Here is a 24,437-nt window from a genome sequence, read left to right as displayed (position 1 = left end):
CCGCTCGCGGGGGATGCCGACCTGGTTGACGGGGAGTTCTGAGACTCATGCACACCGATCTCGTGGCCGCACTGGACATCGGCGGGACCAAGATCGCCGGAGCGCTGATCGACGGTCACGGCCGGATCCTGGTGCGGGCACAGCGCCCGACGCCCGCCCAGCAGGACGGCGACACCGTGATGCGGGCCGTCGAGGAGGTGCTCGGCGAGCTGACGGCGGCGCCGCTGTGGGCCCGCGCGGGCGCCGTCGGCATCGGCAGCGCGGGGCCGGTGGACGCGTCCGCGGGCACCGTCAGCCCGGTGAACGTGCCCGGCTGGCGGGACTATCCGCTGGTCGAGCGGGTCCGGGCGGTGACCGGGGGGCTGCCGGTCGAGCTGATCGGCGACGGCGTCGCGATCACCGCCGCCGAGCACTGGCAGGGCGCGGCGCGCGGGCACGACAACGCGCTGTGCATGGTGGTGTCCACCGGCGTCGGGGGCGGTCTGGTCCTCGGCGGCCGACTGCACCCCGGGCCCACCGGCAACGCGGGCCACATAGGGCACATCAGCGTCGACCTCGACGGTGACCCGTGCCCGTGCGGGGCGCGCGGCTGCGTCGAGCGCATCGCCAGCGGTCCGAACATCGCCCGCCGGGCGCTGGCGGACGGCTGGCGCCCCGGTCCCGACGGTGACGCCTCCGCCGCCGCGGTGGCCGCCGCGGCCCGGGCCGGGGACCCGGTGGCGGTGGCCTCCTTCGAGCGGGCGGCGCGGGCGCTGGCCGCCGGGATCGCCGCGACCGCGACCCTCGTGGAGATCGACATCGCCGTGATCGGCGGCGGGGTCGGCAAGGCGGGCGACGTCCTCTTCGCCCCGCTGCGCAGGGCCCTCGGCGACTACGCCACCCTCTCCTTCGTCCGCCACCTGACGGTGGCCCCGGCCCGCATGGGCACGGACGCGGGCCTGGTGGGGGCGGCAGCGGCGGTCCTGGTGGGGCGGGAGAGGGCGGCTGCGGCGGGGGTGTGAGGGGCGGGGGCGCGGGGGTCGGGTCGCGGGCGGCTCGCGCGGGTGGGCGGTCGCACCGGGTTCGTCCGGGCCGGGGCGCGTGCGACGTTCGCGGGAGCAGGGCGTGACCTCCGTTCGGTTCCGGGCGTTGGGCCGGGCATGAAGAAGCGCAGCATGTTCGCCATCGCCTCCCTCGCCGCCGGGTTCGTCGTCGCGGCGGTCACCCCGTCCCACGCCGCCACCGGCCCGCTGGGCGGCGTGGACGTCGAGAAGGCCCTCGGCACGGTCGGCAAGACCCTCGGCAAGGACAGCCTGTCCATGGAGGACAGCCCCAAGGACAAGGCCAAGGAGGCCAAGGAGGCGGACGACGCCGCCGAGGCCGCCGACGCCGGGTCGCGGGAGAGGGACTGACCAGCACGACAGCCGACCCCGAGGCGCCGGGCCCCCACCGCGGGGGCACCGGCGCCCGTCGCTTTTCGGGCCCTCAACTGCGGCTGGTTTCCATGGCAGGGTGGAGCGGGCAAGCCTCAGGGGTCCAAAAGAAGAGGGGGAAACGTGATCGTTGTTTGGATCAACGGCGCGTTCGGTGCGGGGAAGACCACGACCGCACGGGAACTGATCGAGCTGATCCCGAACAGCACGCTCTTCGACCCCGAGGTCATCGGCGGGGCGCTCACCCACCTGCTGCCCGCCAAGCACCTGGCCGAGGTCGGCGACTACCAGGACCTGCCCATCTGGCGACGGCTCGTCATCGACACGGCGTCCGCGATGCTGGCCGAACTCGGGGGCACCCTGGTCGTGCCCATGACCCTGCTGCGCCAGGAGTACCGCGACGAGATCTTCGGGGGCCTCGCCGCCCGTCGGATACCGGTCCGGCACGTCCTGCTCGCCCCGGCCGAAACGATACTGCGCGAGCGGATAGCCCACCGCGAGACACCGTCGGACCTGCCCGACGCGGAGCTCCGCGTGCGCCAGTGGTCCTACGACCACATCGAGCCGTACCGCGCCGCCCTCGCCGCCTGGCTCACCGCCGACGCCCACCCCGTCGACAACGGCGGCCTCACCCCGTACGAGACCGCCGCCCGGATCGCCGAGGCCGTCACCTCGGGCACCGTGCCCGCCTGCGACATCGTGCAGTCCCCGGAGCCCACCGCCGAGACCCTCGCCGCGGGCGTCCTGCTCTTCGACGAGGACGACCGCGTGCTGCTCGTCGACCCGACGTACAAGCCGGGCTGGGAGTTCCCCGGCGGCGTCGTCGAGCCGGGGGAGGCGCCCGCCCGCGCCGGGATCCGCGAGGTCGCCGAGGAGACCGGCATCCGCCTCGACGAGGTGCCGCGGCTGCTCCTCGTCGACTGGGAACCGCCCGCCCCGCCCCGCTACGGCGGGCTGCGCCTCCTCTTCGACGGCGGACGGCTCGCGCCCGCCGAGACCGCGGGGCTGCTGCTGCCCGGCCCCGAACTGCGCGACTGGCGCTTCGTCACCGAGGAGGAGGCGGCGGCGCTGCTCCCCCCGGTCCGCTACGAGCGCCTGCGGTGGGCCCTGCGGGCCAGGGAACGGGGGGCGGCGGTGTACCTGGAGGCGGGGATTCCCGTCGGGGGGTGAGGGGAGGGTGGGGCGGGAGCGGCCGCCGGGTCCTCCCCGCGCGCCCGTCGCCTCAGCCGGTCGGTGGGTTCTCGCCGAGCCCGTCCGCCCTCATCGGGCCCCCGCCCCCGTCGGCTCAGCCAGCCGCGTAGTTGCGCAGGAACAGGGCCTCCGCCACCGACAGGCGCTCCAGTTCCTCCGGGGAGACGCTCTCGTTCACGGCGTGGATCTGGGCCTCCGGCTCGCTCAGGCCGATCAGCAGGATCTCCGCGCTCGGGTACAGGGCGGCGAGGGTGTTGCACAGCGGGATCGAGCCACCCTGACCGGCGTACTGCATCCGCTGCCCGGGGTACGCCACCGCCATCGCGTCGGCCATCGCCTGGTACGCCGGGCTGCTGGTGTTGGCGCGGAACGCCTGCCCCTGCCCGACCTGCTCCACGCTGACCCGCGCCCCCCACGGCGTGTGCGCCTGGAGGTGGGCCGTCAGCAGCTTGGTCGCCTCCGCCGCGTCCACGCCCGGCGGCACCCGCAGGCTGACCGACGCCCGCGCGCTGGCCTGCACGGACGGCGTGGCGCCCACCACGGGCGGGCAGTCGATGCCGAGCACGGTGACCGCGGGGCGGGCCCAGATGCGGTCGGCGACCGTGCCCGAGCCGATCAGGCCGACGCCGTCGAGCACCTTGGCGTCCGCGCGGAACTGCTCCTCGTCGTACTGGATGCCGTCCCACGACGCCTCGCCGGTGAGCCCGTCGACGGTCGTCGAACCGTCCTCGGCGCGCAGCGAGTCCAGTACGCGGATCAGCGCGGCCAGCGCGTCGGGGGCGGCGCCGCCGAACTGGCCCGAGTGCAGGTTGCCCGCCAGCGTGTCGACCTTCACCCGCAGCAGGGTCATCCCGCGCAGCGTGGCGGTCACCGTCGGCAGCCCGACGCGGAAGTTGCCCGCGTCGCCGATGACGATGGTGTCCGCCTCCAGCAGCTCCGGGTGGTCCTCGGCGTACCGCTCCAGACCGCCGGTGCCCTGCTCCTCCGAGCCCTCGGCGATCACCTTCACGTGCACGGGTATGCCGCCGTTGGCCTTCAGCGCGCGCAGCGCCAGCAGGTGCATGATGACGCCGCCCTTGCAGTCGGCGGTGCCGCGCCCGTACCAGCGCCCGTCGCGCTCGGTCAGCTCGAACGGCGGAGTCGCCCACCCGGCCTCGTCGAGCGGCGGCTGCACGTCGTAGTGGGCGTACAGCAGGACGGTCTTCGCGCCCTCGGGGCCGGGCAGGTGGCCGTACACCGACTGGGTGCCGTCCGGGGTGTCGAGCAGGGCGACGTCCTCGAAGCCCTCGGCGCGCAGCGCGTCCGCGACCCAGCGCGCCGCGCCCTCGCTCTCCTCGCGGGGGAACTGGTCGAAGTCCGCCACCGACTTGAAGGCCACCAGCTCGGTGAGTTCCGCCTTCGCCCTGGGCATCAGGGAGGCGACGGTCTCGGCGACCGGATTCGACGACATGGGCACGCTCCTCGTGGGTGCGACGTTGTACTGACGGGTGGCGGTCCGCGCGCCCGTGGCCGTCCGGTCGCGTGGACCGGGCGCCCGGCGCGGCGGACGCCGCCGATCCTCCCACAGTGGCCTGCGGAGATCGCCGCCGTAGGATGCGGGGGACAACACGGGCAGGCGGCTGGATCGGGAGCAGTAGACCATCGTGAGCAGCGAGAACTCTTCGGCGGACGATGTGCGGCAGGTGTGGGACGTCGTCGTGGTGGGCGCGGGACCCGCTGGGGCGTCGGCGGCGTACGCCGCGGCGGTCGCGGGGCGCCGTGTGCTGTTGCTGGAGAAGGCTGAGCTGCCCCGGTACAAGACCTGCGGCGGCGGGATCATCGGCCCGTCACGCGACGCCCTGCCACCCGGCTTCGACCTGCCGCTGCGCGACCGGGTGCACGCCGTGACGTTCTCCCACAACGGCCGCTTCACCCGGACCCGGCGCTCCCGGCAGATGCTGTTCGGGCTGATCAACCGGCCCGAGTTCGACCAGCAGCTCGTGGAGCACGCGCAGAAGGCGGGCGCCGAACTGCGCACCGGCGTCACGGTGTCGCGGGTCGAGCAGCACGGCTCGGCGGTGCCCGACCGGCGCACGGTCGCCGTCGTCCTCCAGGGCGGGGAGACGCTGCTCGCGCGGGCCGTGGTCGGCGCCGACGGCAGCGCCAGCCGGATAGGAGCGCACGTCGGGGTCAAGCTCGACCAGGTCGACCTCGGTCTGGAGGCGGAGATTCCGGTGCCAGAGACCGTCGCGGAGGACTGGCGGGGGCGGGTGCTGCTCGACTGGGGGCCCATCCCGGGCAGTTACGGCTGGGTCTTCCCCAAGGGCGACACGCTCACCGTCGGCGTGATCTCCGCGCGCGGCGAGGGCGCCGCCACCAAGCGCTACCTGGAGGACTTCATCGGGCGGCTGGGCCTCGCCGGGTTCGAGCCGAGCGTCTCCTCCGGTCATCTGACCCGCTGCCGGGCCGACGACTCGCCGCTGTCGCGCGGCCGGGTGCTGGTCTGCGGGGACGCGGCGGGCCTGCTGGAGCCGTGGACCCGCGAGGGCATCTCCTTCGCGCTGCGCTCCGGGCGGCTGGCGGGGGAGTGGGCGGTGCGGATCGCGGAGGCGCACGACGCGGTGGACACCCGGCGGCAGGCGCTGAACTACGCCTTCGCGATCAAGGCGGGCCTGGGCGTGGAGATGGCCGTCGGCAAGCGGCTGCTGACCGTGTTCGAGCGGCGGCCCGGGGTCTTCCACGCGGCGCTGACCGGACTGCGGCCCGCCTGGCGGGCGTTCATGGACATCACCCGGGGCTCCACCACCCTGGGCGAGATGGTCCGCAACCGCCCGATGGCCCAGCGCGCCCTCGCCGTGCTGGACCGCCGCGTCGGGGGCGGCGACGGCCAGCTCCCGGTCGGCGGACCCGCGGCGAAGGAGTCCGGCGACGACGGTGACAGTGACGCCACTTCGTGACGGTGACGTTCACTTCGTGACGGTGACGCGGAAGACGGGGTGGTCGGGGGCGGCGGCGATGATCTCCTCGTCGGAGGACTTCGCCGTGACCCCCTGGAAGTACTGGTTGACCTCCCAGCCCCACTTCTCCAGGTAGCTCCGCAGGATCGGGAGCTTCTCGTCGTCGGGAAGCTCCCCCACGGTGAAGGCGCGCACCTTGCGCCCGACGCGCAGCTCCCCGCCCCCGGCGGCGCGCATGTTGCGCACCCACTGGGAGTGGCCGCGGGCCGAGACCAGGTACTGCGCGCCGTCATACGTGTGCGGGTTGACCGGGATGCGCTGGAGGGCGCCGCTCTTGCGGCCGCGGACGGAGAGTTCGGCGGTCCCCGCGACGCTGACGCCGTGCCGGGCGAGCCAGCCGACGACCGTGTTGAAGCGGGTGGCGATGGGGCCCGCCTGGAAGTAGTAGGGCTGCGACGACGCCATGAGGGCCTCCGGTGAGAGAATGAGAGCACCGCTTCCTTTGGTGAGCACTGCTCTCGCTTGAGAACAGTGTGCGCCGCGTCGGCACCGGAAAGCAAGAGCGCTGCTCTCCTTTGTGTGCGCCGCTCTCTTCTCGTGCGACACTCGTCCCCATGAGCACCGCACACGGAGTCCGAGCCCGGGCCAGGATCGAAGTCACCGCCGCCATCAAGGACGCGGCGCGCGAGCAACTCGCCGCCGACGGCGCCGCCAAGCTCTCCCTGCGCGCCGTCGCCCGCGAACTCGGCATGGCCTCCTCCGCGCTCTACCGCTACTTCCCCAGCCGCGACGACCTGCTCACCGAGCTGATCATCGACGCCTACAACTCCCTCGGCGAGGCCGCCGAGATCGCGCACGCCGAGGTCGCCGACGCCGGTCCGGTCCGGCGCTGGACGCGGGTCTGCGAGGCGGTGCGGGCCTGGGCGCTCGCGCACCCGCACGAGTACGCGCTGATCTACGGCTCCCCCGTGCCCGGCTACAGCGCGCCCCAGACCACCGTCCCGGCCGCCGCCCGCGTGGGGCTGCTGCTCATCGGCGTCCTGCGCGACGCGCACCAGACGCACGGCGTGACCCCGCCCCCGCTCGCCGCCGCACTGCGCGCCGAGGCCGAGCGGATGACCGCCGACCTCGCCCCCGACCTGCCGCCCGAGGCGGTCGCGGCACTCGTCGCGGCCTGGGCGCAGCTCTACGGGCTGGTCGGGTTCGAGGTGTTCGGACAGTTCCACCGGGTGGTGGAGGACCGCGAGCCGTTCTTCCGGCAGGCGGTGGGCCAGCTCGCGCGGGGGGTGGGGCTGACCGACCCGCCCGAGGGCGCCGGGCCCGGGGCCTGACACCGAGTCTTCGCGGTGGCGTGCGTACTTCGCGGGGAGTACGCGCGGTCACCTCGCGCGGGTGACGTCCCCGTGGGCGCCCGGCGTCTAGCGTGGCGGGCATGGACGAGCAGCGCGTACGGGGTTCGGGGCCGCCGTCGGCCGGGCGGTTCCGGCACGGCCCCGCGTGGTGGCGGAGTGGGCCGCCGTGGGCCGCCCGGTGGGGGGACGACGGCGAGCGGAACGCCGTCGCCGCCTGGCCCTGGGCGTCCACGCTGCTGCTGACCGCCTTCGTGCTGGTCGGCTCCACCTTCGCCGCGCGGGGCCAGGAGGGCGAGCGGGCGGACCTGGACCTGTTCGCACGGGTGCTGCTGGTGATCGCCGCGGGGCTGCTGCTGTGGCGCGGGCGGTACCCGGTGGCGGTGCTCTTCGGCACGGCCACCGCCACCGCGACCTACCTGGGCGCCGGGTATCCGTACGGGCCGGTCTTCCTGACCGTCGCCGTCGCCTGCTTCAGCGCCGTCGTCGCCGGGCACCGGCGGGCCGCCTGGGCCGCGGTGGGGGCGTTGTGGGCGGCGCACGTGCTGGTGGCGCACTGGCTGTACCGGTGGTTGCCGCCGAGCGGGGACGCGGCGGCGTCCTGGGGGCAGGAGGCCGTGGTCCTCGCCTGGGTGGCGGCGATCATGGCCGGGGCGGAGTTGGCGCGCGCCCGGCGTGAGCAGTGGGCCCGGGAGCGGGCCGAGCGGGCGCAGGCGGCGCGGCGGCGCGCGGACGAGGAGCGGCTGCGCATCGCCCGCGAACTGCACGACGTCCTCGCGCACAGCATCTCCGTGATCAATGTGCAGGCGGGCGTCGGCCTCGCCCTCCTGGACAGCGACCCCGAGCAGGCGCGTACGGCGCTGACCACCATCAAGTCCGCCAGCAAGGAGGCGCTGGGCGAGGTCCGCCAGGTGCTCGACAACCTCCGCGCGCCGGGAGAGGCGCCCCGCGCGCCCGCGCCCGGCCTGGACCGGCTCCCCGAGCTGGTGGCCCAGGCGGCGAGCGCGGGCCTCACCGTCGAGGTCGAGGGCGAGCCGCCCCGGCTGCCGCCCGGCACGGACCTCGCCGCGTTCCGGATCGTGCAGGAGGCCCTCACCAATGTCGTACGGCACTCCGGTTCGCGGCACGCGCGCGTGCGGCTCGACCGGGCGGGCGGTGCGGGGGGCGGCGCGCTGCGGTTGTGCGTGGACGACGACGGGCCCGCGACGGGGGCCGACGCGGGCGGCAGTGGCAACGGTCTGGCGGGGATGCGGGAGCGGGCCGCCGCGCTGGGTGGCACCATCGAGGCGGGCCCGCGTCCGGAGGGCGGCTTCCGGGTGCTCGCCGTACTGCCGTTGGGTGCCGCCACGGCCAAGGAGGGTGACCGGTGATCCGCGTCCTGCTCGCCGACGACCAGTCGCTGGTCCGCGCCGGGTTCCGGGCCCTGCTGGACGCGCAGTCCGACATCGAGGTGGCCGGGGAGGCCGCCGACGGTGCGGAAGCGGTGCGGCTGGTGCGTGAACTGCGGCCGGACGTCGTCCTGATGGACATCCGGATGCCCGCGCTGGACGGACTGGCCGCCACCCGGCGCCTCACCGCCGACCCGGCCCTGGCGGACGTCCGGGTCGTCATGCTGACCACCTTCGAACTCGACGAGTACGTCTTCGAGGCGATCCGCTCGGGCGCCTCCGGGTTTTTGGTGAAGGACACCGAGCCGGAGGAACTGCTGCGCGCGGTACGGGCGGTGGTCGCGGGCGACGCGCTGCTCTCCCCCGGGGTGACCCGACGGCTGATCGCGGAGTTCGCGGCCCGCTCCAAGGAACCCGCCGGGGCCGACGCCCTCGCCGGGCTCACCGAGCGGGAGCGGGAGGTGATGGCGCTGGTCGGCATCGGCCTGTCCAACGAGGAGATCGCCCGCCGCCTCGTCGTCAGCCCCCTCACCGCCAAGACCCACGTGAGCCGCACCATGGTCAAACTAGGCGCCCGCGACCGCGCCCAACTGGTCGTCCTCGCCTACGAGTCGGGCTTGGTCCGACCGGGCTGGCTGGGCTGACCGGCACCCCGCCCGAACCGGACGAGGACGGCGACGACGCGGACGGCGAACAGGAGCGGCGCGAGGACCGTGCCGGTGCGCAGCAGCGCCGTCTCCACGGGGCGCGGCAGGTCGAACAGCAGCGCGGGGCCCGCGACCGCGCCGAAGACCACCGCCGCCGCGAACGCCGCGCTGCACAGCGCGTACCCGTGAGCCAAACAGGGGGAGCCCTGCGGGGCGGTGGGTCAGCGGCCGTTGGCGGGCAGGAAGGCCCACACGCAGGCCGCGAGGAACGGTAGGAGGAGGATGTCGGACCAGCCGATGCGGAGGGTGCGCTTGACGGTCGGGTCCACGTGCTCGTCCGTCTCGTGGGCCTGGAGCACCGCGTGGCGCAGGGCGCGGCGGGCCTCGTTGGCGCGGGGGCCGTCGAAGAGGGAACGGGTCAGGGCCCAGGGCGTTGCCTGGCCGAGTCCCTCGATGGACAGGGCGCCGCCCTTCTGGGACCTGCCGAGCAGCCGCACCCGGGACAGGGGCGCGGAGTAGCGGACGAAGGGGTTGCAGATGGTGAGCCGTCCCCCGCCCCACTGGACGTACGGGGTCAGACCGACGCGCAGCAGGACCCAGACGACGCCGCTGGGGACGGCGAGGGCCAGCACCACGTCCCACGGGTCGCGCGGCGCGCCCGAGTCGAGGAACAGGAAGTAGACGGCCGCCGCCAGCATGGCCACGGTCAGTGCCACGGACACGGCGTGAACCGGCCGGTTCTTGTAGTGCATTCCGGTCTCCAGGATCACGGGGTGCCGTGCGCGACGCACGGCACCCCGGCTTCAGCGACGAGCGCCTAGCAGTAACGCATCTTCCAGCTCATGCCGCACGTGAGCGTTCCCGTCCACGCGTTACCGGCATAGTTCCAGGCCGTACGCCGGTAGGAGAACCGCATCCGGTGCCTGGCCCGGCCCGCGGCGTGGCGGCCCGAGCGGGCGAAGCCCCGGCTGGACTTCCACCAGGAGCCCGCCGCGAAGCGGCCCGCGCCGACCCCGACCGCCGTCCAGGCCGCCGAACGGGCCGTGGACCTCCAGTAGCTCCGCGTCCGCCACCTGCCGTGTCGGCCGTCGGCCACCGCCGTGGCCGCGAACACCGCGACGCTCGCCACGGCGCACGTCCCGGCCGAGGCCACGATGCACGCGGCGGTCGCCCCGTACCCGGCATAGGTGCGCCAGTTGCGGCGCACATGGCGGCCGACGCGGCGCGCGGCCCGCTTGACCTTCTTCCAGCTCCACCACTTGCCGTCGAGGTCATAGCGGTTCAGCGGGTCCGCGTACACGTAGTCGTACGCGTTGGCGCCACCGCCGTAGACCGGGTCCATGGACAGGAACCGGCCGGTGACGGGGTTGTAGAGCCGTACGCCCATCAGCGTCAGGCCGGTGAGCGTCTCGCTGGAGCGCTGCTTGCCGCCGAGCCAGCCGTAGCGCGCCGCGGTCTGGCCGACGCGCGGGTTGCCGTACTCGTCGGCGTCCAGGGCGACGGGTGCCCTGCTGGTGTCCAGCGGGAGCTGGAGCGCCACGTCACCGTGGATGTTGGACAGGTGCAGCACCGTGTCGCCGGTCTTCGTGGTCGTCGCGGCCAGGTCGCCGGACGCGGAGTCGACGTTGCGGCTGACGGCGCCGGTGGCGGTGTCCTCCACCACCCAGCGGGGGTTGTCGCCGTCGCTGTCGTAGTGGTTCAGCTTGGCGGCGCTCTGCGTCCACGTGCTGCCGCTGCCGGTCTCGACCGTCCAGGAGCGGAACCGCAGCGCGGCGTCGAGCTGCCAGGTCTGCCGCCTGCCGTTCGCGGTCTGCCGGTACGCCAGGTCGTTGGCGTAGTAGCCGACGGTGCCCTGCCCGGGAACCGCCGTGGTGCGGCCGAACGCGTCGTAGGCGTACCCGGAGTCGACGATCCGGTCCGCGCTGTCGTACGTGGAGCGGGTGGTGGTGCCTCCGCTCGTCGGGCAGTCGGCACCGGGGGTGCCGGTCGCGGTGGTCAGGGAGGTGCGGTTGGTGCGCGCGTCGAAGCCGTACGAGCGTCGGGTGCAGACCGTCTCGGAGGTGTCCTCGACGGTGGACAGCCGCCCGATCGCGTCGTACCGGTACGTCTGGTCGGACCAGCCCGCGTGCCGGGTGACCTGGCCGTGGACGGACTCGGCCACGGTGTCGGCGTAGACGATCGTGCCGTCGCTGTCGCGCGTGTACGTGCGGTCGGTGGCGGACCCGGTGGTGTCCTCGCCCTGTGTGAGGGTGTACCCGCCGGGCAGCTTCTCGGTGGCGACCGAGCCGTCCGCGTCGTAGGTGGCCCGGAAGGTGCCCGCGACCGAGTCGGTGGTGCTGGTGACCAGGCCACGCGGTTCGGCGGTGTGGTCGTAGGTGTAGGTGACGGTCGACGGGACGGTGTCGGTGACCTTGACCGGCCGGTTCAGCAGGTCGTACTGGGTCGTGGTGGTGCCGCCGTCGGCGTCGGTGTACGAGATCTGGCGGCCGAGCTTGTCGTACGCCTTGGTGATCGTGCCGCCGGTGGGCGAGGTCGTCCTGACCGCCTGGCCGGTGGCCGGGTCGTACTCGGTGGTGGATTCGGGGACCGCCTGGCCGACGCCGCCGGTGATGGCGACCTTGGTCTGCCGTCCCCCGTCGTCGTAGGACGTGGTGGTCGTGCGGGTGCTGCCGTTGGCCGTCTCGGTGACCTTGTTCGGGTTGCCCCACCAGTCGTACTCGGTGGTCGTCGTGGGCAGTCCGGTCGGCTGGGAGCCGCCGCCGGTGATGGCGCCGCCCGCGGACACGGAGCAGACCAGGTCCGCCCACTCCGGACGCCCGGCGCAGGCGCCGGTGCCCGTCGCGGACCAGTAGGTCGTCACGCGCGTCCCCGCGTCGGTGCCGGTGGCGTCGGGCAGGAGCTGGCGGACGGTGCGGCCCTGGGCGTCGTACTCGGTGACGGTGGTGAGGGCGAGACCGGCCGGGTCCTGGACGGTCTTCGTGGGCAGGCCCTTGGCCCAGTCGTACACCGTCTGGGTCACCCGCGTCTCACCGTGGACGGAGGGGTGCTCGCGCACCTGGGCGCCGACCGTGGCCTTGGTGACCTGGTCCTTGACCTTGGCGGTGCCGTCGGTCGGGCGGCCCGCGTCGTACTCGTTCACCGTCCAGGTGCGGGCCGTCACCGAGGTGCCGGAGGGGACCAGGGTGGTGGTGCCCTGCTTCAGGTCGGCGGTCAGGTCGACGCGGCGCAGCGGCCCGAACTCCTCCAGCTCCCGGGTGCCGGTGTCGTTGTAGACGGACCGGGTGGCCAGCAGGTCGGCCCGCTCGGCGCTGCCGAGCTGGGCGATGCCGAGGTCGGCCTGGGCGGCCCGGTCACCGGCGGTCAGGCCGAGGGCGACGGCGCGGTTGGCGGCGCTCAGCGCGCGCACCGTGTTGCCGAACCGGTCGTACTCGGTGCTGGTGATGTGCCCGCCGGGGGTGGCGGAGTTGACCTCGCGGCCGGAGACGCCCAGGTAGTGGACGTCGGCCCGCCGGTAGTCGGCCGCCGTCAGCGTGCCCCCGGAGTGGGCGGCGGGCACGGCGTCGGCGGGGAAGACCGCGGTGGCGTCCGTGGGGGCGTCGAGCTGGCCCCACGCCCGCACGTCGGAGGCGCCCAACTGGTAAGGGGCGGCGGTGCCGGTGAGCGGCACGTCGTAGACCACGCTGGTCGCCGCCGTGCCCTCCTCGACATCGGCCGTGCCCTGCTTCAGCCCCGGGCGGGACGCCTTCAGCAACATGCCCTCACCGGCGGTCGCGGCGTTGCCCGCCTTGCCGTAGGTGAAGGTCCACGGCAGTTCGCCCGCCGGGGTGAGCCTGGTGACGCGGCCCGCGGTGTCGTAGCCGTACTCGGTCTTCAGCGAGGGGCTGATCTGCGGGTTCCACGCCTGGCGCAGTCGGCCGCCGCCGTCGTACAGGTACATCTGCACCGACTTCGAGGTGGCCGTGGCCGCGCCCGGCGCGGTGGACCACAGGCGGATCTCCTTGACCTGCCCGGCGAAGTCGCCGTACGCGGTGTCGGTGGCCGTGGTGGTGGTCGCGTACACGAAGTCCAGCAGGCGGCAGCCCTTGGTGGACGGGTCCGAGGTGCAGGCGGCGGCCGTCGCGGCGGAGGTGGGCGCGATGATCCGCTTGGGGCGGGCGACCTTCTTGCCGTCGACCGTGACCGTCTCGGAGACCACGGTGGTGGTGGAGTTCGACAGCCCGTCCAGCAGGGTGCTGGAGACCTGCCAGGTGGTGGCCGCGCTGTCGGGCCTGGTGAACTCGGTGACCGTGCCCTCGGTGTCGGTGAGGGTGAAGCTGCCGGTCACGCTGCCCCTGAGCGTCAGGTCCTCGGAGCCCGGCTCGGGTATCCAGGCCGTCCTGGCGGCGTTGGTGGTGAAGTGGGTCTCCTCGCCCTCGGAGTCGACGACGGCCACCGCGGTGTCGGAGATCCGGCGCACATGGCTGTAGTCGGAGTCCGTCATCTCGGCGGCGGTGCCCGCCACCCACTCCTTGCCGAAGATCGGCGCCTGCCCCTCCTGCCTCGCGCCCTGGTCCGGGGCGCGCGAGGACGCGCTGCGCGACACCGCCAGGTCGAACGCGGAGGCGTCCGTGGCCGACAGGGTGTAGTCACCGGTCAGCAGGTTCACGCTGCCCGGCCCGACCTCCTCGGCGGCGGCGCCGTCGGCGTTGCGGTCGACGACGACGGTCAGCGGCTCGGTGCTGCCGGAGGCGCCGTTCGGGCCGGTGAAGTCGGCCTTGATCTGCACGGTCCCGTCCGGGTCGACCGTACCCGCGGCGTTCCACACGAGCCGCGCGTTCTTGCCGCCCGCCAGCGGTACGGGCCACGCGGTGAGCGCGCTGCCGTCGGAGGTGACGTCGCCGACAGGGATCTTCGTCCAGGTGTCGGCCTCGGAGCGGCGCCAGGAGAAGGAGACGCTGTCGTACTTGGCGGCGTCGGCTTCGGCGACCAGGGGCAGTCGGCGGGCGGTGCGTTCGCCGTCGGAGGGCTGGACGAAGCCGCCCGGTCCGGCGTGGAAGGTGTACTCGACCGCCTCGGACTTGTTGTCCGCCTTGTCGACGGCGCGGACCTGGAGGGTGTGGGTGCCGTCCTTCGGCGGGGTGACGGTCAGCGCCTTGTCGCCGCTCGCGCCGCCGGTGGCGACCTTGGTCCAGGTGACGCCGTCCAGCGACCACTCCAGCCAGTTGTGGTCGGCGGCGGGCGGGGTGACGGTGAAGGTGCCGGGCTGGCCCGCGCCCTTGACCCACGCGGTGGACGGGTAGTCGGTGGAGGTGACCCGCGTCGGGGCGGACGGGGCGCTGGTGTCGACGGTGAACGTCTTCCACGCCGACCAGCCCACGTTGTAGTGCGTGCCGTCGTAGGGGCTGGTACGGAACTTGTACGTCTTGCCGTTGGCCAGCACTCCCGCGGGCACGGTCACCGAGGCGACCTGCCCGGAGGGCACGTACGTGGAGACGAGGACGTCGCCGACCTGGGTGTTGGTGGCGTTGTCGAAGATCTGGAAGGTGCCGTTGACCTTGTCACCGTCGGCGTCGACGAAGGTGTCGCGCAGCGTGGGCGTGGCCGTGTTGACGGTGTAGGCGCCGCCGTAGGAGAAGTACGGCGGTCCGGCCTCCTGCTTGGTGCCGGTGCGCGGCCGGTAGTTGTAGGTCACGACCAGCTTCGGCGGGTTCGTCGCCGCGTTGGCGGAGCGGACCTGCTTCCACTCGGCGGTGGCGGCCGAGGGAGCGCGCAGCCCCATGTGCGAGCGGGTGTTCTTCGCCGACGCCCACACCTGGGCCAGGTTGGTGACGTCCGCGCTGATCCAGCCGTCGCCGCCGCAGTTGTCACGGCCCTTGGTCTGGGTGGAACTGGCGTACTGCTGGAGCCAGGTGGGCTGGCTGGTCCACCGGGAGGCGGTGGACGGCGCCGTGGTCTCCCACACCGTCCAGGTGGCTCCGGCGCAGTCGGTGTTGCCGGAGTGGAAGTTGTAGAGGGACAGCTTGGCGTCGAGGACCAGCGCGTCCTGGATCGGCGTGGTGTTCCAGGTGATGAAGGACCGCGCGTAGCGGGGGGTGCCGTCGGCGTTGAAGGTGCCCGGGTTGCCGAGGTCCAGCTCGGTGTCGGTGGACCAGTCGACGGTCTCGCCCTGCTGGACGTAGGTGTCGAAGACGTTGGACAGCGCGGAGGTGGACGGGTCGACGGTGACCGGGTACCGGGTGTCGGGGTCCGCGAGGAACTCCGCGTCCGGGGTCACCACCAGGTCGACGGACGATCCCTTCTGGACGACCTTCAGGCCGACCTTGGCGCGGTGCGTGTGCTCGCCGGAGCGCTCGTCGACGGTGGCGTCCCACATCACCGGGGCGGGCATCACGGCCCGCTTCCTGTTCTTCCGGTCGGTGAACAGCACACTGCCGTCAGCCAGTTGCCTGGCCTTCAGCCCCTTGGCCTTCAGCGGCAGGGTGTACGTGTAGTCGCCCGCCGCGGGCCGCTCGTTGATCTCGACGAACTGCTCGAAGCCGGTGCGGGTGGCCTCCACGACCACGTCCGCGCCGGGGACGGCGTTGAGGTACTCCGCGCGGGTGCCGTCGAGCTTCGGCTTCGGCAGACCGCCCTTCCACTGGAGGGTGATCTCCTGGTCGCCCTCGCCGAGTGTCACCAGGTCGGTGGCCTCGGCCTCGCGGGCGGCCTTGAGCGAGCGCGCCGGGGTTCCGGTCCGGCCCGCCAGCCGCAGCCCCTCCGGGTGCGCCTTCGGCTCCACGCCGCCGGGGACCTCCCGCAGCGCCACGTCGACGTCGGTCCACTGGCCGTCGCGCTGGAACCGGACGGGTCCCGCGGCCAGTTCGGTGGTGAGGCTGCCGTCCTCGTTGACCCACGTGGTGGACGTCTCGGTGCGCTCGCTCAGCGCCTCCACGCGGTGACCGTACAGCCGGGCGGCGACACGGGCGGAGGGGATGTCGTCGGCCTGGCGGACGCCGGGCTTCTCGGGCTGGGCGGCCTTCGCCTCTTGGCGGTTACCGGAGAGGTTGAGCGCCACGGCGTCACCCGTGTCGCCGACCAGCATGGCCGCCTCCACGACCAGCAGCGCGGCGGCGCTGAGAGCGATGTGCGACAGGGCCCGTCCGCGGCGCTGGGGGGCTGGTCGGGAGCCCTCCGGGTCTCGTGGCGGGGGAACGTGATGTCTCATCGAACAGGCATCCTTCGGGTGTCCGAACATACGGCCGCCCGATCCGATCACCTTCCTGATCACCGGGGAAGTGAGATCTTCACCAGTTCCCCGCACAACCTCCGCGCTTCCCCGGCGGTCATAATCTTCCGGTGACGTGTGCCGCGAGCCCGCAGGGGAACGGGGGACGGGTGCGCAGCGGCGTGCGGTGTGAGGGCAACGCGCGGGAGGGAACGCAGTGATACGTCGGGCACGTCCGAGCCAGGGCGCCGCCGTGGCCCTCGTCGCCGTGGCCGTCCTGGTCGCCGGGTCCCTCGCCCTGCTGGCGGTGGACGTCCTGGGCCAACCCCTCAGCAGACGCACCCTGATCACCGGCGTCGTCCTGCTGATCCTGCTGCCCGCGGTGCTGCTCGGCCAGTACGCGCCCCCGCCCTACCGCCTGCCGTACCGGTGGCGCTGGCGCCTGCTGGGCGTGCAGGCGCTCCTCACCTATCTGCCGGTCCTCCTCTTCGAGTACGCGTGGCTGAGCCTGCTCGGCTTCCTGGCGGGGGCGGTGCTGCTCACCGTGCCCCGGCCGGTGTCCGTGGTGATCGCGCTGGCCGTCGTCGCCAGCGGCCCCGCCCTGGTGCACAGCAGCCTGGCCAGCACGCACCGCAGCGGGATGAGCGTGCTGGTCTCCACCGTGGTCACCGGCAGCGCCGTCTACGCGGTGGTGCACCTCGCGCTGCTGGCGGCGCGCCTCCAGGCGTCTCAGACGCAGGCGGCCCGGCTCGCCGAGTACCGGGAGCGCGCCCGGATCGCCCAGGACCTGCACGACCTGTTCGGCTCCTCCCGCGTCTCCATCGCCGTGCAGAGCGAGGGCGCCCTGCGCCACACCGAGCCCGCCACCCCCGCCCACGAGGCGCTGAGCGAGATCGCGCGGCTGGCCCGGCAGGCCCACCACGAGGTGCGCGGCCTCACCAGCGCCCACGCGCCCGCCCAGCTCCACGCGGAACTCGCGCACGCCCGGCGCCTGCTGTCCGGTGCCGGGGTCGCCACCACGACCACCCTGCCGCCGCGGCTGAAGCTCCCCGCCGCGGTCAGCGGCTGCGTCGGGGCCGTACTGCGGGAGGCGGTCAGCAACGTCCTCCAGCACAGCCGGGCGACGCGGTGCGACATCGTGCTGACGGCCCGTCCGTCCCGGGTGCGGTTATCCGTCCGCAACGACGGCGCTCCGCCCAGGGCCGCCCCGGGCCCGCACGCCGGGAGCGGACTGGCGGGCCTGCGGTTCCGCGCCCTGGTGCTGGGCGGCACGGTCGAGACCGCGTGCGCGGACGGCCGTTTCGCGTTGACCGTGGAACTGCCCCTAGATCCAGCCGTTCCGCTCGGCGATGCGGATCGCGTCCACCACGGTGCGGGCGTGTAGCTTCCCCACCGCCGCCGAGAGGCGGTTGCGTACGGTGCCCACGCTCAGGAACAGGTCGCCCGCGATGGCCCGGCTGTCCGCGCCGCTCGCCGCCAGCCGCAGTACCTCCGCCTCGCGCGGGGTCAGCGGGGTCACCGTGCGCGCCGACTCGGCCAGTTCGGGCGGCTCGATCACCCGGCCGCCGGTGGCGACCGCGCGTACCGTCTCCGTGAGCGCCGTCGGGGAGACGCTCTTCAGCAGGTACCCGGCGACGCCCGCGTCCAGGGCGCGCCGCACATGGCCGGGTCTGTCCAGCGCGGTGAGCATGACGGTACGGCAGGACGGCGCGCGCCCGGCCAGTTCGCGGGCCAGGGCGAGTCCGTCCACGCCCGGGAGGTCGATGTCGAGCAGGGCGACGTCGGGCACCCCGTGGGTGAGGGTGGCCAGGGCGTCGGGGGCGTCGCCCGCCTGAGCGACGACCTCCATGCCGAACTCGGCGTCGATGAGAGCGACCAGGCCCGCCCGGACCACCTGCATGTCTTCGACGACCAGGACCTTGATCATCATTGCATGATCCGCCGCGTTCCCGCCGTGCGCATTGCCTGCCTGCGGCAATGTGGGTGCTGTCCTGACTGCCGGGTTCCGGCAGCACCGAGCGCCCACTCCTGCCGGGTGGCGGAGCGGGCGCTCGCGGTGCGGGGCGCGGGTCAGTCGCGGACGGCCACCCGCTCGTCCTCGAACTCCGCCTCCGGGGCCGCCGACTTGGCGACCACCACCGACTGCTGGGCGGGGCGGGTGCGCAGGCCGGTCAGGGTGATGAGGAGGCCAGCGAGGGCTATGCACATGATGACGATCAGGCCGGGGCGGTAACTGTCGAGGACGGCCTGGGGGGTGGGGTTCTCCGGGGCGTGTGCGGTGACCACCGCCGTCACCACGGCCAGGAAGATCGCGCCGCCGACCTGCACCGAGGTGTTGAGCAGCCCGGAGACCATGCCCTGCTCGTGGTCCTCGACCCCGTTGGTGGCCTGGATGTTGAGGGAGGGGAAGACCAGCGCGCAGGCCGCGCCGATCAGCAACATGCTCGGCAGGATCGCCACCGCGTACACCGGGTCAAGGTCGACGCCGAGGAACAGCGCGTAGCCGACGGCCATGAAGGCGAAGCCGAGGGTGAGCAGCCGCGGGGTGCCGAAGCGGTCGACGATCGCGCCCATCTTGGTCGCGGACAGCGCGACCAGCACACCGGCGGGCAGGAAGGCGAGCGCCGTGTGCAGCGCGGACCAGCCCAGCAGGGACTGCATGTAGAGCGTGACCAGGAACTGGAAGCCGACGTACGAGCCGAAGAAGGCCATCGCGCCGAGCTGGGCGCGGATCTGGTTGCCGGAGCGCAGCACGCCGAGCCGGATCAGCGGGCCGGGGGAGCGCCGTTCGACGGCCACGAAGACGGTCAGCAGGACGGCGACGGCCAGGAAGGACAGCAGCGTGCGGGCGCTGGCCCAGCCGACCTCGGGCGCCTGGACGACGGTGAAGACCAGCAGCAGCATCGAGGCGGTGCCGATGACGGCGCCCGGGATGTCGTAGCCGTCGTGGTCCTTCTCGCGGGTGCTGCGCGGCAGCAGCTTCAGACCGGCGAGCAGGGCGAGCAGCGCGATCGGCGCGGGCAGCAGCATGGTCAGCCGCCAACTGGCCTCGGTGAGCAGGCCGGAGAGCACCAGGCCCATGGAGAAGCCGGTGGCGGCGCAGGTGGTGTAGATGGACAGGGCGCGGTTGCGCAGGGTGCCCTGCGGGAACGTGGTGGTGATGATCGACAGGCCCGCGGGAGCGGTGAAGGCCGCGCTGAGGCCCTTGATGAAGCGGCTGGCGATCAGCAGCGGACCCGAGTCGACGAGGCCGCCGAGCAGCGACGCGAGCGCGAAGACGCCGAGGGCGACGAGGAAGACCTGGCGGCGGCCCAGCAGGTCGGCGGTCCGGCCGCCGAGGAGCAGCAGACCGCCGTAGCCCAGGATGTAGCCGCTGACGATCCATTGCAGCGTCGAGGTGGACAGGCCGAGGTCGGAGCCGATGGAGGGGAGGGCGACGCCGACCATGGAGACGTCGAGCGCGTCGAGGAACATCGCGGCGCAGAGCACCAGCAGGGTGCCCCAGAGCCGGGGCGTCCAGCGGCCCTCGGACGCGGGGAGGGTGTGCGGAGTGGTCATGACCCCAGACACTACATGCACATGCATCGAATGCAAGCGCATTTAATTCCGATGCAATAAGTTTGTTTCTCTGCTACCGTGCCGTCATGGCGGCGAAGACGGCTGAACAGGCTCTCGTGGAGCAGTGGCGCGACATCCTGGCGCTGCACTCCCGCACCCAGTGCGAACTCGACCGCGCCCTGCACGAACACGGCCTGTGCGCCAGCGACTTCGAGGTCCTCGACGTGCTCGCCGAGAACGGCGACGCGGCGGACTGCGTCCGCTCCTACCGCGTCCAGGAGATCGCCGAGCGCGTCCACCTCAGCCAGAGCGCCCTGTCCCGGCTGATCGCCCGGCTGGAGAAGGACGGCCTCGTCGAACGCGGCATGTGCCCGGAGGACCGCCGAGGCGTCCGCGTGGGACTCACGGAGCGCGGGCGCGCGCTGCACGGGCGGGTGCTGCCGGTGCAGCGCGCGGTCCTGACCCGGATGCTGGCGGGCTGAGCCCGCCCCGGTCGAGCGCTCAGCTCCAGGTGACGGCGGAGGTCGCGCGCCACAGGTCGGCGACGGCGCCGTCCCCGGTCACCTCCGGGAACGGCGCCCGGTTCCACAGCGCGAGGTAGAGCCCGCCCGCCGGACCGCTGATCTCACAGTCGGCGTCGCCGGTGCCGGTCCCGCGCTCCGTCACCAGGGGCTCGTCGGAGAGCCGTACGGTCCACAGCCCGCCGTCGTCCGGCACGTCCGTCGCCCGTATCCGCAGCACCCGGGGCTCGGCGCTGCGGACCCGGCTCTTGCCGCGGGCGTGGAAGCCGCGCAGCAGCTCGTCGACACCGTCCACCGCGAAGCCCGGGTCGATCCCGGTGGGTGTGCCGCCGCGGGCCGACTCGGCGTCGTAGCGGTGCACGGTCGTCTCGTGCGCCTGCCGCCGCGCCCAGAACGCCACCGGTGACGGGGCGGGCAGGAAGTGCCAGCAGTCCAGGTCGGACGGGGCGGCGGCGAGGGTGTCGACCAGCGTCCGGTGGCCCTGTGCGAACCAGTCGAGCAGCGCGTCGCCGTCGAGGTCGGGCAGCCCGCCGTCGGGGCGGTACGAGGTGAGTCCCTCGGCGACGAACGCGGTGGCCCAGCGGTGCACCATGCCGGTGTGCCGCAGCAGGTCGCGCACCTGCCAGCCCGGACAGGTCGGCACCTTGGCGTCGGGCCCGGCCCCGGCGGCGGCAGCGGCCAGGGCGCGGCCCTCCCGGTCCAGGACGTCGATGTAGTCGGCGGTATCCATGCGCAGGAGTCTGCCCGATGGAACAGGCCCAGGGCAGGGGCGTCTCACGGGCGGGGCGCCGCCCGGGGCGGGCTGGCTGGCGGGCGCCTGCCGGGAGGGCGAGGGGCCGTGGGCGGATAGTCGAACGAGAGGGGCGGCGGGGGAGAGGGCCCGGGGCGGGCTTTTCGGACAGGGCGGGGCGGGAACCCGGCACAGGACCCACGCCCCACGCGTTCCACCGGTACCGAGGAGGCCCCTGTGACCGGCGCACCGCACTCCCCCCAGAACCCGGCTACCCGCCACCCCCGGCCGGACTTCCCCGCGCAGGATCAGCCGCACCCGGGCTGGACGGGACCCATGGACCCGCCCCCCGACCACGGTGAGGAGACCTACCGCGGCAGCGGTCGGCTCGCGGACCGCAGGACCGTGATCACCGGCGGGGACTCCGGCATCGGACGCGCGGTCGCCCTGGCCTTCGCCCGGGAGGGGGCCGACGTCCTCTTCACGTACCTGGACGGGGAGGAGGACGACGCCCGCGAGACGGCCCGGCTGGTGGAGGACGCGGGCCGCAAGGCCGTCGCCGTCCGCTGCGACATCCGCGAGGAGGCCAACTGCCGGGAGCTGGTCGATCGGGCGGTCGCCGAGTTCGGCCGCATCGACGTGCTCGTCAACAACGCGGCGTTCCAGATGTCGCGGCCCGAGGGCATCGAGGCGATACCGACCGAGCAGTTCGACCGGGTGATGCGGACCAACCTGTACGGCATGTTCTGGCTGACCAAGTTCGCCCTGCCGCACATCCCCGCGGGCGGCAGCGTCATCAACTCCACGTCGGTGCAGGCGTACAAGCCCAGCCCGCACCTGCTCGACTACGCGATGACCAAGGGCGCGATCGTCACCTTCACCCACGGGCTCGCCCAGTCGCTCGCGGAGCGCGGCATCCGCGTCAACGCGGTCGCGCCGGGCCCGGTGTGGACGCCGCTGATCCCCGCGACGCTGCCCGACACGGTCGAGTTCGGCAAGCAGAGCCCGCTGGGCCGCCCCGCGCAGCCCGCCGAACTCGCCCCCGCCTACGTCTACCTGGCGTCACAGGAGGCGAGCTTCGTCACGGCGGAGATCCTCAACGCGACCGGAGGCACACCGCTGCCCTGAACGCGGCCACCCCACCGCCGCAACGGCGGAATTTCCCGGTCCACTCGGCGGATCGGCCCCGAGGTCAATGGGCACACTACAGACGGCCCCGCCGCGCGGCGCGGCCGTCAGCCCGCGTCGGAGACCTCGACGGGAGGAACGATGAGGACCGGACCCCAGCGCTATCCGGGTGCCTCGACGGCGTACTGGTACCAGAACGCCTATCCGGGCTCTCCGATGGAGACCAACGTCATACTCTGGCACTCCACGGAAGGCACCTCGCTGCCCTCCTACGGAGGCGGCGCGTCCGCGCCGAACTTCACCGCGAAGCCCGACTTCGCCGCCAGGCGGCTGGTCTGGTACCAGCACTTCGACTTCGACACCTCAAGCCGGGCCTTACGCAACCTGTCCGGCGGGGTGGAGACGAACACCCTGAACGTCTGCCAGGTGGAGATCGTCGGCACCTGCGACCCGACCACCCACCGGCGGTGGGGTTCGACCCGCCACCTCTACACGCCCGAACTGCCCTCCTGGGCGGTGCGGGACCTGGCCGCGTTCGCGCGTTGGGCGCACGAGCGGCACGGGGTGCCGCTCACCTCCGGGCTGACCTTCAAGCCGTACCCCAGCTCGTACGGCGCCAACGGCGTGCGCATGTCGGCCTCGCGGTGGCTCAGCTTCAAGGGCCACTGCGGGCACCAGCACGCCCCGGAGAACGACCACGGTGACCCCGGCGCGTTCCCCATGGCCGCCATCCTCGCCGCCGCCAAGGGCACCCCCCAGGAGGACGACATGCCCAAGTACGTCAACCTCGGTCTCGCCGAGCCCTACACCCTGCGGCCCGGGACCTGGGACTCCGTCGAGTTCACCAAGGAGTGGAGCGACGAGACCGGCGACCACGCCACCAACGGCAGCGTCTGGGCGCGCGGCCCGGCCCGTTTCACCGGCTCCCTCAGCCTGACGGTCATCGGACTGCCGGTCGGCGCGGTGCTCCAGGCCCGCATGTCGGAGTACGAGGGCGACGAGCACCGCACCGACCACCCCATCCACGAGATCGTCGGCACCTCCGGCAGCACGTTCGCCGTCATCCCGGTGACCAAGCGGCTCGGCTCCCGCCGCGGGATGCGCGTACGGCTGCTCAACCAGGCCGACGAGCCGGTCACCATCAACAGCGCGGTCCTCACCCTGATGGTGTGGAAGGAGAGCTGACGGTCACGACACCGGCGCCCCCGACCCCGCGGCGGTCCGCGGGTCGGCGGTGCCGGGCGGGGTCGGTGGCAGGGCGCGGGCGATCGTGTCCATGATCGTGGGTGCCGTGGTGTGCAGGAAGAAGTGGCCGCCGGGCAGCATCCGGAGCTGGGACCCGGCGGACGACTGCCGACGCCAGCCGTGCAGCCGGGCCGGGGAGACCAGGGCGTCGGCGTCCCCGCCGAACACCGTCAGGGGCACCGGCAGCGGGGGCTCGTCGCGGTACTCGTAGCTCTCCAGCACCGAGAAGTCGGCGCGCACCGTGGGCAGCACCAGCTCCATCAGCTCCGCGTCGTCCAGCAGGCTGCGCGGCGTGCCGCCGAGCTGACGCAGGTGGTCCAGCACCTCCGCGTCCGGCGCGTCGTGCAGCCGCCTGCCGTCGTCGGGCGCGTCGGGCGCGGAGCGGCCGGACACGAACAGGTGGGCGGGCAGCGGCTGGCCCCGCCGGACCAGGGCCCGGGTCAGCTCGAAGGCGAGCAGGCCGCCCATGCTGTGCCCGAAGACCGCGAACGGCCGGTCCAGGAACGGCCCGACCGCGCCGGCCAGCGCGTCCACCAGCGGACGCAGCCTGCTGATCGGGGGATCGGCGATCCGGCCACCCCGGCCGGGCAGCTCCAGCGGGCACACCTGGATGTGCGCGGGCGCGAGCGCGTGCCACTGGCGGTACGCCGCGGCGGCACCACCGGCGTACGGCAGGCAGAACAGCCGGTAGGCGGCGTCCTCCCGGGGTCTCCAGGGGCCGAACCACGGGTCGTTCACTTCGCGTCTCCTTCACAGCTCGGGCCGGTTCCCCGGCGGGCGGTGCGCGCGGTCAGCTCGCGGCGACGGTGCCCACCAGCCGCAGGGCGCGGGAGGGACAGCGCTCCACCACCCCCCGGACGGCCGGGAACCGGTCGGCCGGAGGGACGGAGCGCAGCACCACCACGGTGCCGTCGTCGTCGGACTGGTCGAACAGGTCGGGCGCGGCCAGGGCGCACATGCCCGAACCGACGCAGACCTCGGGATCGGCCTCGATGCGCATCCTCGTCGCTCCAGATGGTCAATGGGTGGTCAGGAACGGGGAGCAAATCACGCGTTGACGGCGGTGGTGACGGTGATGGCGGTCATGACGGTATTCCGCCTCCCCTTTGCCGTCCTATTCGCCGCCCGTGTGCAGGGCCCAACCTTCCA

At 73.5% G+C, this 24,437-nt stretch carries 21 protein-coding genes; 11 read left to right on the top strand and 10 right to left on the bottom strand.

Features of this window, described 5'->3' with window-relative positions:
• The first annotated feature begins 47 nt into the window (after nucleotides 1-47).
• The 3 genes from ACFQZ6_RS03695 (at nucleotide 48) to ACFQZ6_RS03685 (ending at nucleotide 2,582) form a co-directional block, all read left to right on the top strand.
• Nucleotides 48-1,001, top strand: coding sequence for an ROK family protein (locus ACFQZ6_RS03695; RefSeq protein ID WP_381604906.1), 954 nt, complete (start codon nucleotides 48-50; stop codon nucleotides 999-1,001).
• A gap of 138 nt (nucleotides 1,002-1,139) precedes the next feature.
• Nucleotides 1,140-1,391 (top strand): hypothetical protein, encoded by a 252-nt coding sequence (locus tag ACFQZ6_RS03690; RefSeq protein ID WP_381604905.1) that lies wholly within the window; start codon nucleotides 1,140-1,142, stop codon nucleotides 1,389-1,391.
• Between the two features lie 144 nt (nucleotides 1,392-1,535).
• Nucleotides 1,536-2,582 (top strand): NUDIX hydrolase, encoded by a 1,047-nt coding sequence (locus ACFQZ6_RS03685; protein WP_381604904.1) that lies wholly within the window; start codon nucleotides 1,536-1,538, stop codon nucleotides 2,580-2,582.
• Nucleotides 2,583-2,697: 115 nt separating this feature from the next.
• On the opposite strand, the gene ACFQZ6_RS03680 is transcribed toward ACFQZ6_RS03685, so the two are convergent.
• A complete protein-coding gene (locus tag ACFQZ6_RS03680; RefSeq protein WP_381604903.1) occupies nucleotides 2,698-4,053 on the bottom strand; it encodes a dipeptidase in 1,356 nt (451 codons plus the stop codon).
• A gap of 193 nt (nucleotides 4,054-4,246) precedes the next feature.
• Here ACFQZ6_RS03680 and ACFQZ6_RS03675 point away from each other — a divergent pair, with 193 nt between their 5' ends.
• Nucleotides 4,247-5,539: a geranylgeranyl reductase family protein gene (locus tag ACFQZ6_RS03675; RefSeq protein ID WP_381604902.1), complete on the top strand. Its 1,293-nt coding sequence runs from the start codon at nucleotides 4,247-4,249 to the stop codon at nucleotides 5,537-5,539.
• Nucleotides 5,540-5,548: 9 nt separating this feature from the next.
• Here the strand turns inward: ACFQZ6_RS03675 and ACFQZ6_RS03670 are convergent, their stop codons facing one another.
• Nucleotides 5,549-6,004 (bottom strand): nitroreductase family deazaflavin-dependent oxidoreductase, encoded by a 456-nt coding sequence (locus tag ACFQZ6_RS03670; RefSeq protein WP_381604901.1) that lies wholly within the window; start codon nucleotides 6,002-6,004, stop codon nucleotides 5,549-5,551.
• Between the two features lie 149 nt (nucleotides 6,005-6,153).
• Between ACFQZ6_RS03670 and ACFQZ6_RS03665 the strand changes: the two genes are divergently transcribed.
• The 3 genes from ACFQZ6_RS03665 (at nucleotide 6,154) to ACFQZ6_RS03655 (ending at nucleotide 8,920) form a co-directional block, all read left to right on the top strand.
• Nucleotides 6,154-6,870, top strand: a complete 717-nt coding sequence (locus ACFQZ6_RS03665) for a TetR/AcrR family transcriptional regulator (protein WP_381604900.1) — start codon at nucleotides 6,154-6,156, stop codon at nucleotides 6,868-6,870.
• Nucleotides 6,871-6,971: 101 nt separating this feature from the next.
• The gene (locus ACFQZ6_RS03660; RefSeq protein ID WP_381604899.1) at nucleotides 6,972-8,258 is read left to right on the top strand and encodes a sensor histidine kinase; all 1,287 of its coding nucleotides are present in this window, start codon (nucleotides 6,972-6,974) and stop codon (nucleotides 8,256-8,258) included.
• A complete protein-coding gene (locus ACFQZ6_RS03655; protein ID WP_381604898.1) occupies nucleotides 8,255-8,920 on the top strand; it encodes a response regulator in 666 nt (221 codons plus the stop codon). Before ACFQZ6_RS03660 ends, ACFQZ6_RS03655 begins: the two co-directional genes overlap by 4 nt.
• Here the strand turns inward: ACFQZ6_RS03655 and ACFQZ6_RS03650 are convergent.
• From ACFQZ6_RS03650 to ACFQZ6_RS03640, 3 genes are all read right to left on the bottom strand, one after another.
• Entirely contained in the window at nucleotides 8,881-9,117 is a 237-nt protein-coding gene (locus ACFQZ6_RS03650) for a DUF6332 family protein (RefSeq protein ID WP_381604897.1), read from the bottom strand. The genes ACFQZ6_RS03655 and ACFQZ6_RS03650 overlap by 40 nt on opposite strands.
• A 27-nt stretch (nucleotides 9,118-9,144) precedes the next feature.
• A complete protein-coding gene (locus tag ACFQZ6_RS03645; protein WP_381604896.1) occupies nucleotides 9,145-9,639 on the bottom strand; it encodes a hypothetical protein in 495 nt (164 codons plus the stop codon).
• Nucleotides 9,640-9,740: 101 nt separating this feature from the next.
• Complete coding sequence (locus ACFQZ6_RS03640; protein WP_381604895.1) at nucleotides 9,741-16,106, bottom strand: DNRLRE domain-containing protein; 6,366 nt, start codon at nucleotides 16,104-16,106, stop codon at nucleotides 9,741-9,743.
• A 217-nt stretch (nucleotides 16,107-16,323) separates the two neighbouring features.
• On the opposite strand from ACFQZ6_RS03640, the gene ACFQZ6_RS03635 reads away from it, so the two are divergent.
• On the top strand, nucleotides 16,324-17,490 hold the full coding sequence (locus ACFQZ6_RS03635; RefSeq protein ID WP_381604894.1) for a sensor histidine kinase: 1,167 nt from the start codon (nucleotides 16,324-16,326) through the stop codon (nucleotides 17,488-17,490).
• Here the strand turns inward: ACFQZ6_RS03635 and ACFQZ6_RS03630 are convergent.
• Together ACFQZ6_RS03630 and ACFQZ6_RS03625 are read right to left on the bottom strand one after the other, a co-directional pair.
• Nucleotides 17,431-18,033 (bottom strand): response regulator transcription factor, encoded by a 603-nt coding sequence (locus ACFQZ6_RS03630; RefSeq protein ID WP_381604893.1) that lies wholly within the window; start codon nucleotides 18,031-18,033, stop codon nucleotides 17,431-17,433. The genes ACFQZ6_RS03635 and ACFQZ6_RS03630 overlap by 60 nt on opposite strands.
• A 143-nt stretch (nucleotides 18,034-18,176) precedes the next feature.
• Nucleotides 18,177-19,664 carry an MFS transporter gene (locus ACFQZ6_RS03625; RefSeq protein WP_381604892.1) on the bottom strand — a complete coding sequence of 496 codons (1,488 nt, stop codon included), beginning with the start codon at nucleotides 19,662-19,664 and terminating at the stop codon, nucleotides 18,177-18,179.
• A gap of 86 nt (nucleotides 19,665-19,750) precedes the next feature.
• Between ACFQZ6_RS03625 and ACFQZ6_RS03620 the strand changes: the two genes are divergently transcribed.
• Nucleotides 19,751-20,146, top strand: a complete 396-nt coding sequence (locus ACFQZ6_RS03620) for a MarR family winged helix-turn-helix transcriptional regulator (protein ID WP_381604891.1) — start codon at nucleotides 19,751-19,753, stop codon at nucleotides 20,144-20,146.
• A 19-nt stretch (nucleotides 20,147-20,165) separates the two neighbouring features.
• Here the strand turns inward: ACFQZ6_RS03620 and ACFQZ6_RS03615 are convergent, their stop codons facing one another.
• Nucleotides 20,166-20,915 carry a maleylpyruvate isomerase family mycothiol-dependent enzyme gene (locus ACFQZ6_RS03615; RefSeq protein ID WP_381604890.1) on the bottom strand — a complete coding sequence of 250 codons (750 nt, stop codon included), beginning with the start codon at nucleotides 20,913-20,915 and terminating at the stop codon, nucleotides 20,166-20,168.
• 237 nt (nucleotides 20,916-21,152) lie between these two features.
• Between ACFQZ6_RS03615 and ACFQZ6_RS03610 the strand changes: the two genes are divergently transcribed.
• Nucleotides 21,153-22,043: an SDR family oxidoreductase gene (locus tag ACFQZ6_RS03610; RefSeq protein WP_381604889.1), complete on the top strand. Its 891-nt coding sequence runs from the start codon at nucleotides 21,153-21,155 to the stop codon at nucleotides 22,041-22,043.
• 141 nt (nucleotides 22,044-22,184) lie between these two features.
• Nucleotides 22,185-23,228 (top strand): N-acetylmuramoyl-L-alanine amidase, encoded by a 1,044-nt coding sequence (locus ACFQZ6_RS03605; RefSeq protein ID WP_381604888.1) that lies wholly within the window; start codon nucleotides 22,185-22,187, stop codon nucleotides 23,226-23,228.
• Nucleotides 23,229-23,231: 3 nt separating this feature from the next.
• On the opposite strand, the gene ACFQZ6_RS03600 is transcribed toward ACFQZ6_RS03605, so the two are convergent.
• Entirely contained in the window at nucleotides 23,232-24,026 is a 795-nt protein-coding gene (locus ACFQZ6_RS03600) for a thioesterase II family protein (protein ID WP_381604887.1), read from the bottom strand.
• A gap of 52 nt (nucleotides 24,027-24,078) precedes the next feature.
• On the bottom strand, nucleotides 24,079-24,288 hold the full coding sequence (locus ACFQZ6_RS03595) for a ferredoxin (protein WP_381604886.1): 210 nt from the start codon (nucleotides 24,286-24,288) through the stop codon (nucleotides 24,079-24,081).
• Nucleotides 24,289-24,437 lie beyond the last annotated feature (149 nt).

The organism is Streptomyces flavalbus (assembly GCF_042674625.1).
GTDB classification, from domain to species: Bacteria; Actinomycetota; Actinomycetes; order Streptomycetales; family Streptomycetaceae; genus Streptomyces; species Streptomyces flavalbus.
Note: the sequence above shows the minus strand (reverse complement) of the source record. Positions and strands in the feature narration are given on the sequence as shown.

Excerpts from the sequence above, each read along its gene's own strand:
- ACFQZ6_RS03695 (WP_381604906.1), top strand. The coding sequence starts at position 48 with ATGCACACCGATCTCGTGGCCGCACTGGACATCGGCGGGACCAAGATC.
- ACFQZ6_RS03690 (WP_381604905.1), top strand. The coding sequence starts at position 1,140 with ATGAAGAAGCGCAGCATGTTCGCCATCGCCTCCCTCGCCGCCGGGTTC.
- ACFQZ6_RS03680 (WP_381604903.1), bottom strand. The coding sequence starts at position 4,053 with ATGTCGTCGAATCCGGTCGCCGAGACCGTCGCCTCCCTGATGCCCAGG.
- ACFQZ6_RS03670 (WP_381604901.1), bottom strand. The coding sequence starts at position 6,004 with ATGGCGTCGTCGCAGCCCTACTACTTCCAGGCGGGCCCCATCGCCACC.
- ACFQZ6_RS03665 (WP_381604900.1), top strand. The coding sequence starts at position 6,154 with ATGAGCACCGCACACGGAGTCCGAGCCCGGGCCAGGATCGAAGTCACC.
- ACFQZ6_RS03660 (WP_381604899.1), top strand. The coding sequence starts at position 6,972 with ATGGACGAGCAGCGCGTACGGGGTTCGGGGCCGCCGTCGGCCGGGCGG.
- ACFQZ6_RS03640 (WP_381604895.1), bottom strand. The coding sequence starts at position 16,106 with ATGAGACATCACGTTCCCCCGCCACGAGACCCGGAGGGCTCCCGACCA.
- ACFQZ6_RS03630 (WP_381604893.1), bottom strand. The coding sequence starts at position 18,033 with ATGATCAAGGTCCTGGTCGTCGAAGACATGCAGGTGGTCCGGGCGGGC.
- ACFQZ6_RS03625 (WP_381604892.1), bottom strand. The coding sequence starts at position 19,664 with ATGACCACTCCGCACACCCTCCCCGCGTCCGAGGGCCGCTGGACGCCC.
- ACFQZ6_RS03620 (WP_381604891.1), top strand. The coding sequence starts at position 19,751 with ATGGCGGCGAAGACGGCTGAACAGGCTCTCGTGGAGCAGTGGCGCGAC.
- ACFQZ6_RS03615 (WP_381604890.1), bottom strand. The coding sequence starts at position 20,915 with ATGGATACCGCCGACTACATCGACGTCCTGGACCGGGAGGGCCGCGCC.
- ACFQZ6_RS03605 (WP_381604888.1), top strand. The coding sequence starts at position 22,185 with ATGAGGACCGGACCCCAGCGCTATCCGGGTGCCTCGACGGCGTACTGG.
- ACFQZ6_RS03595 (WP_381604886.1), bottom strand. The coding sequence starts at position 24,288 with ATGCGCATCGAGGCCGATCCCGAGGTCTGCGTCGGTTCGGGCATGTGC.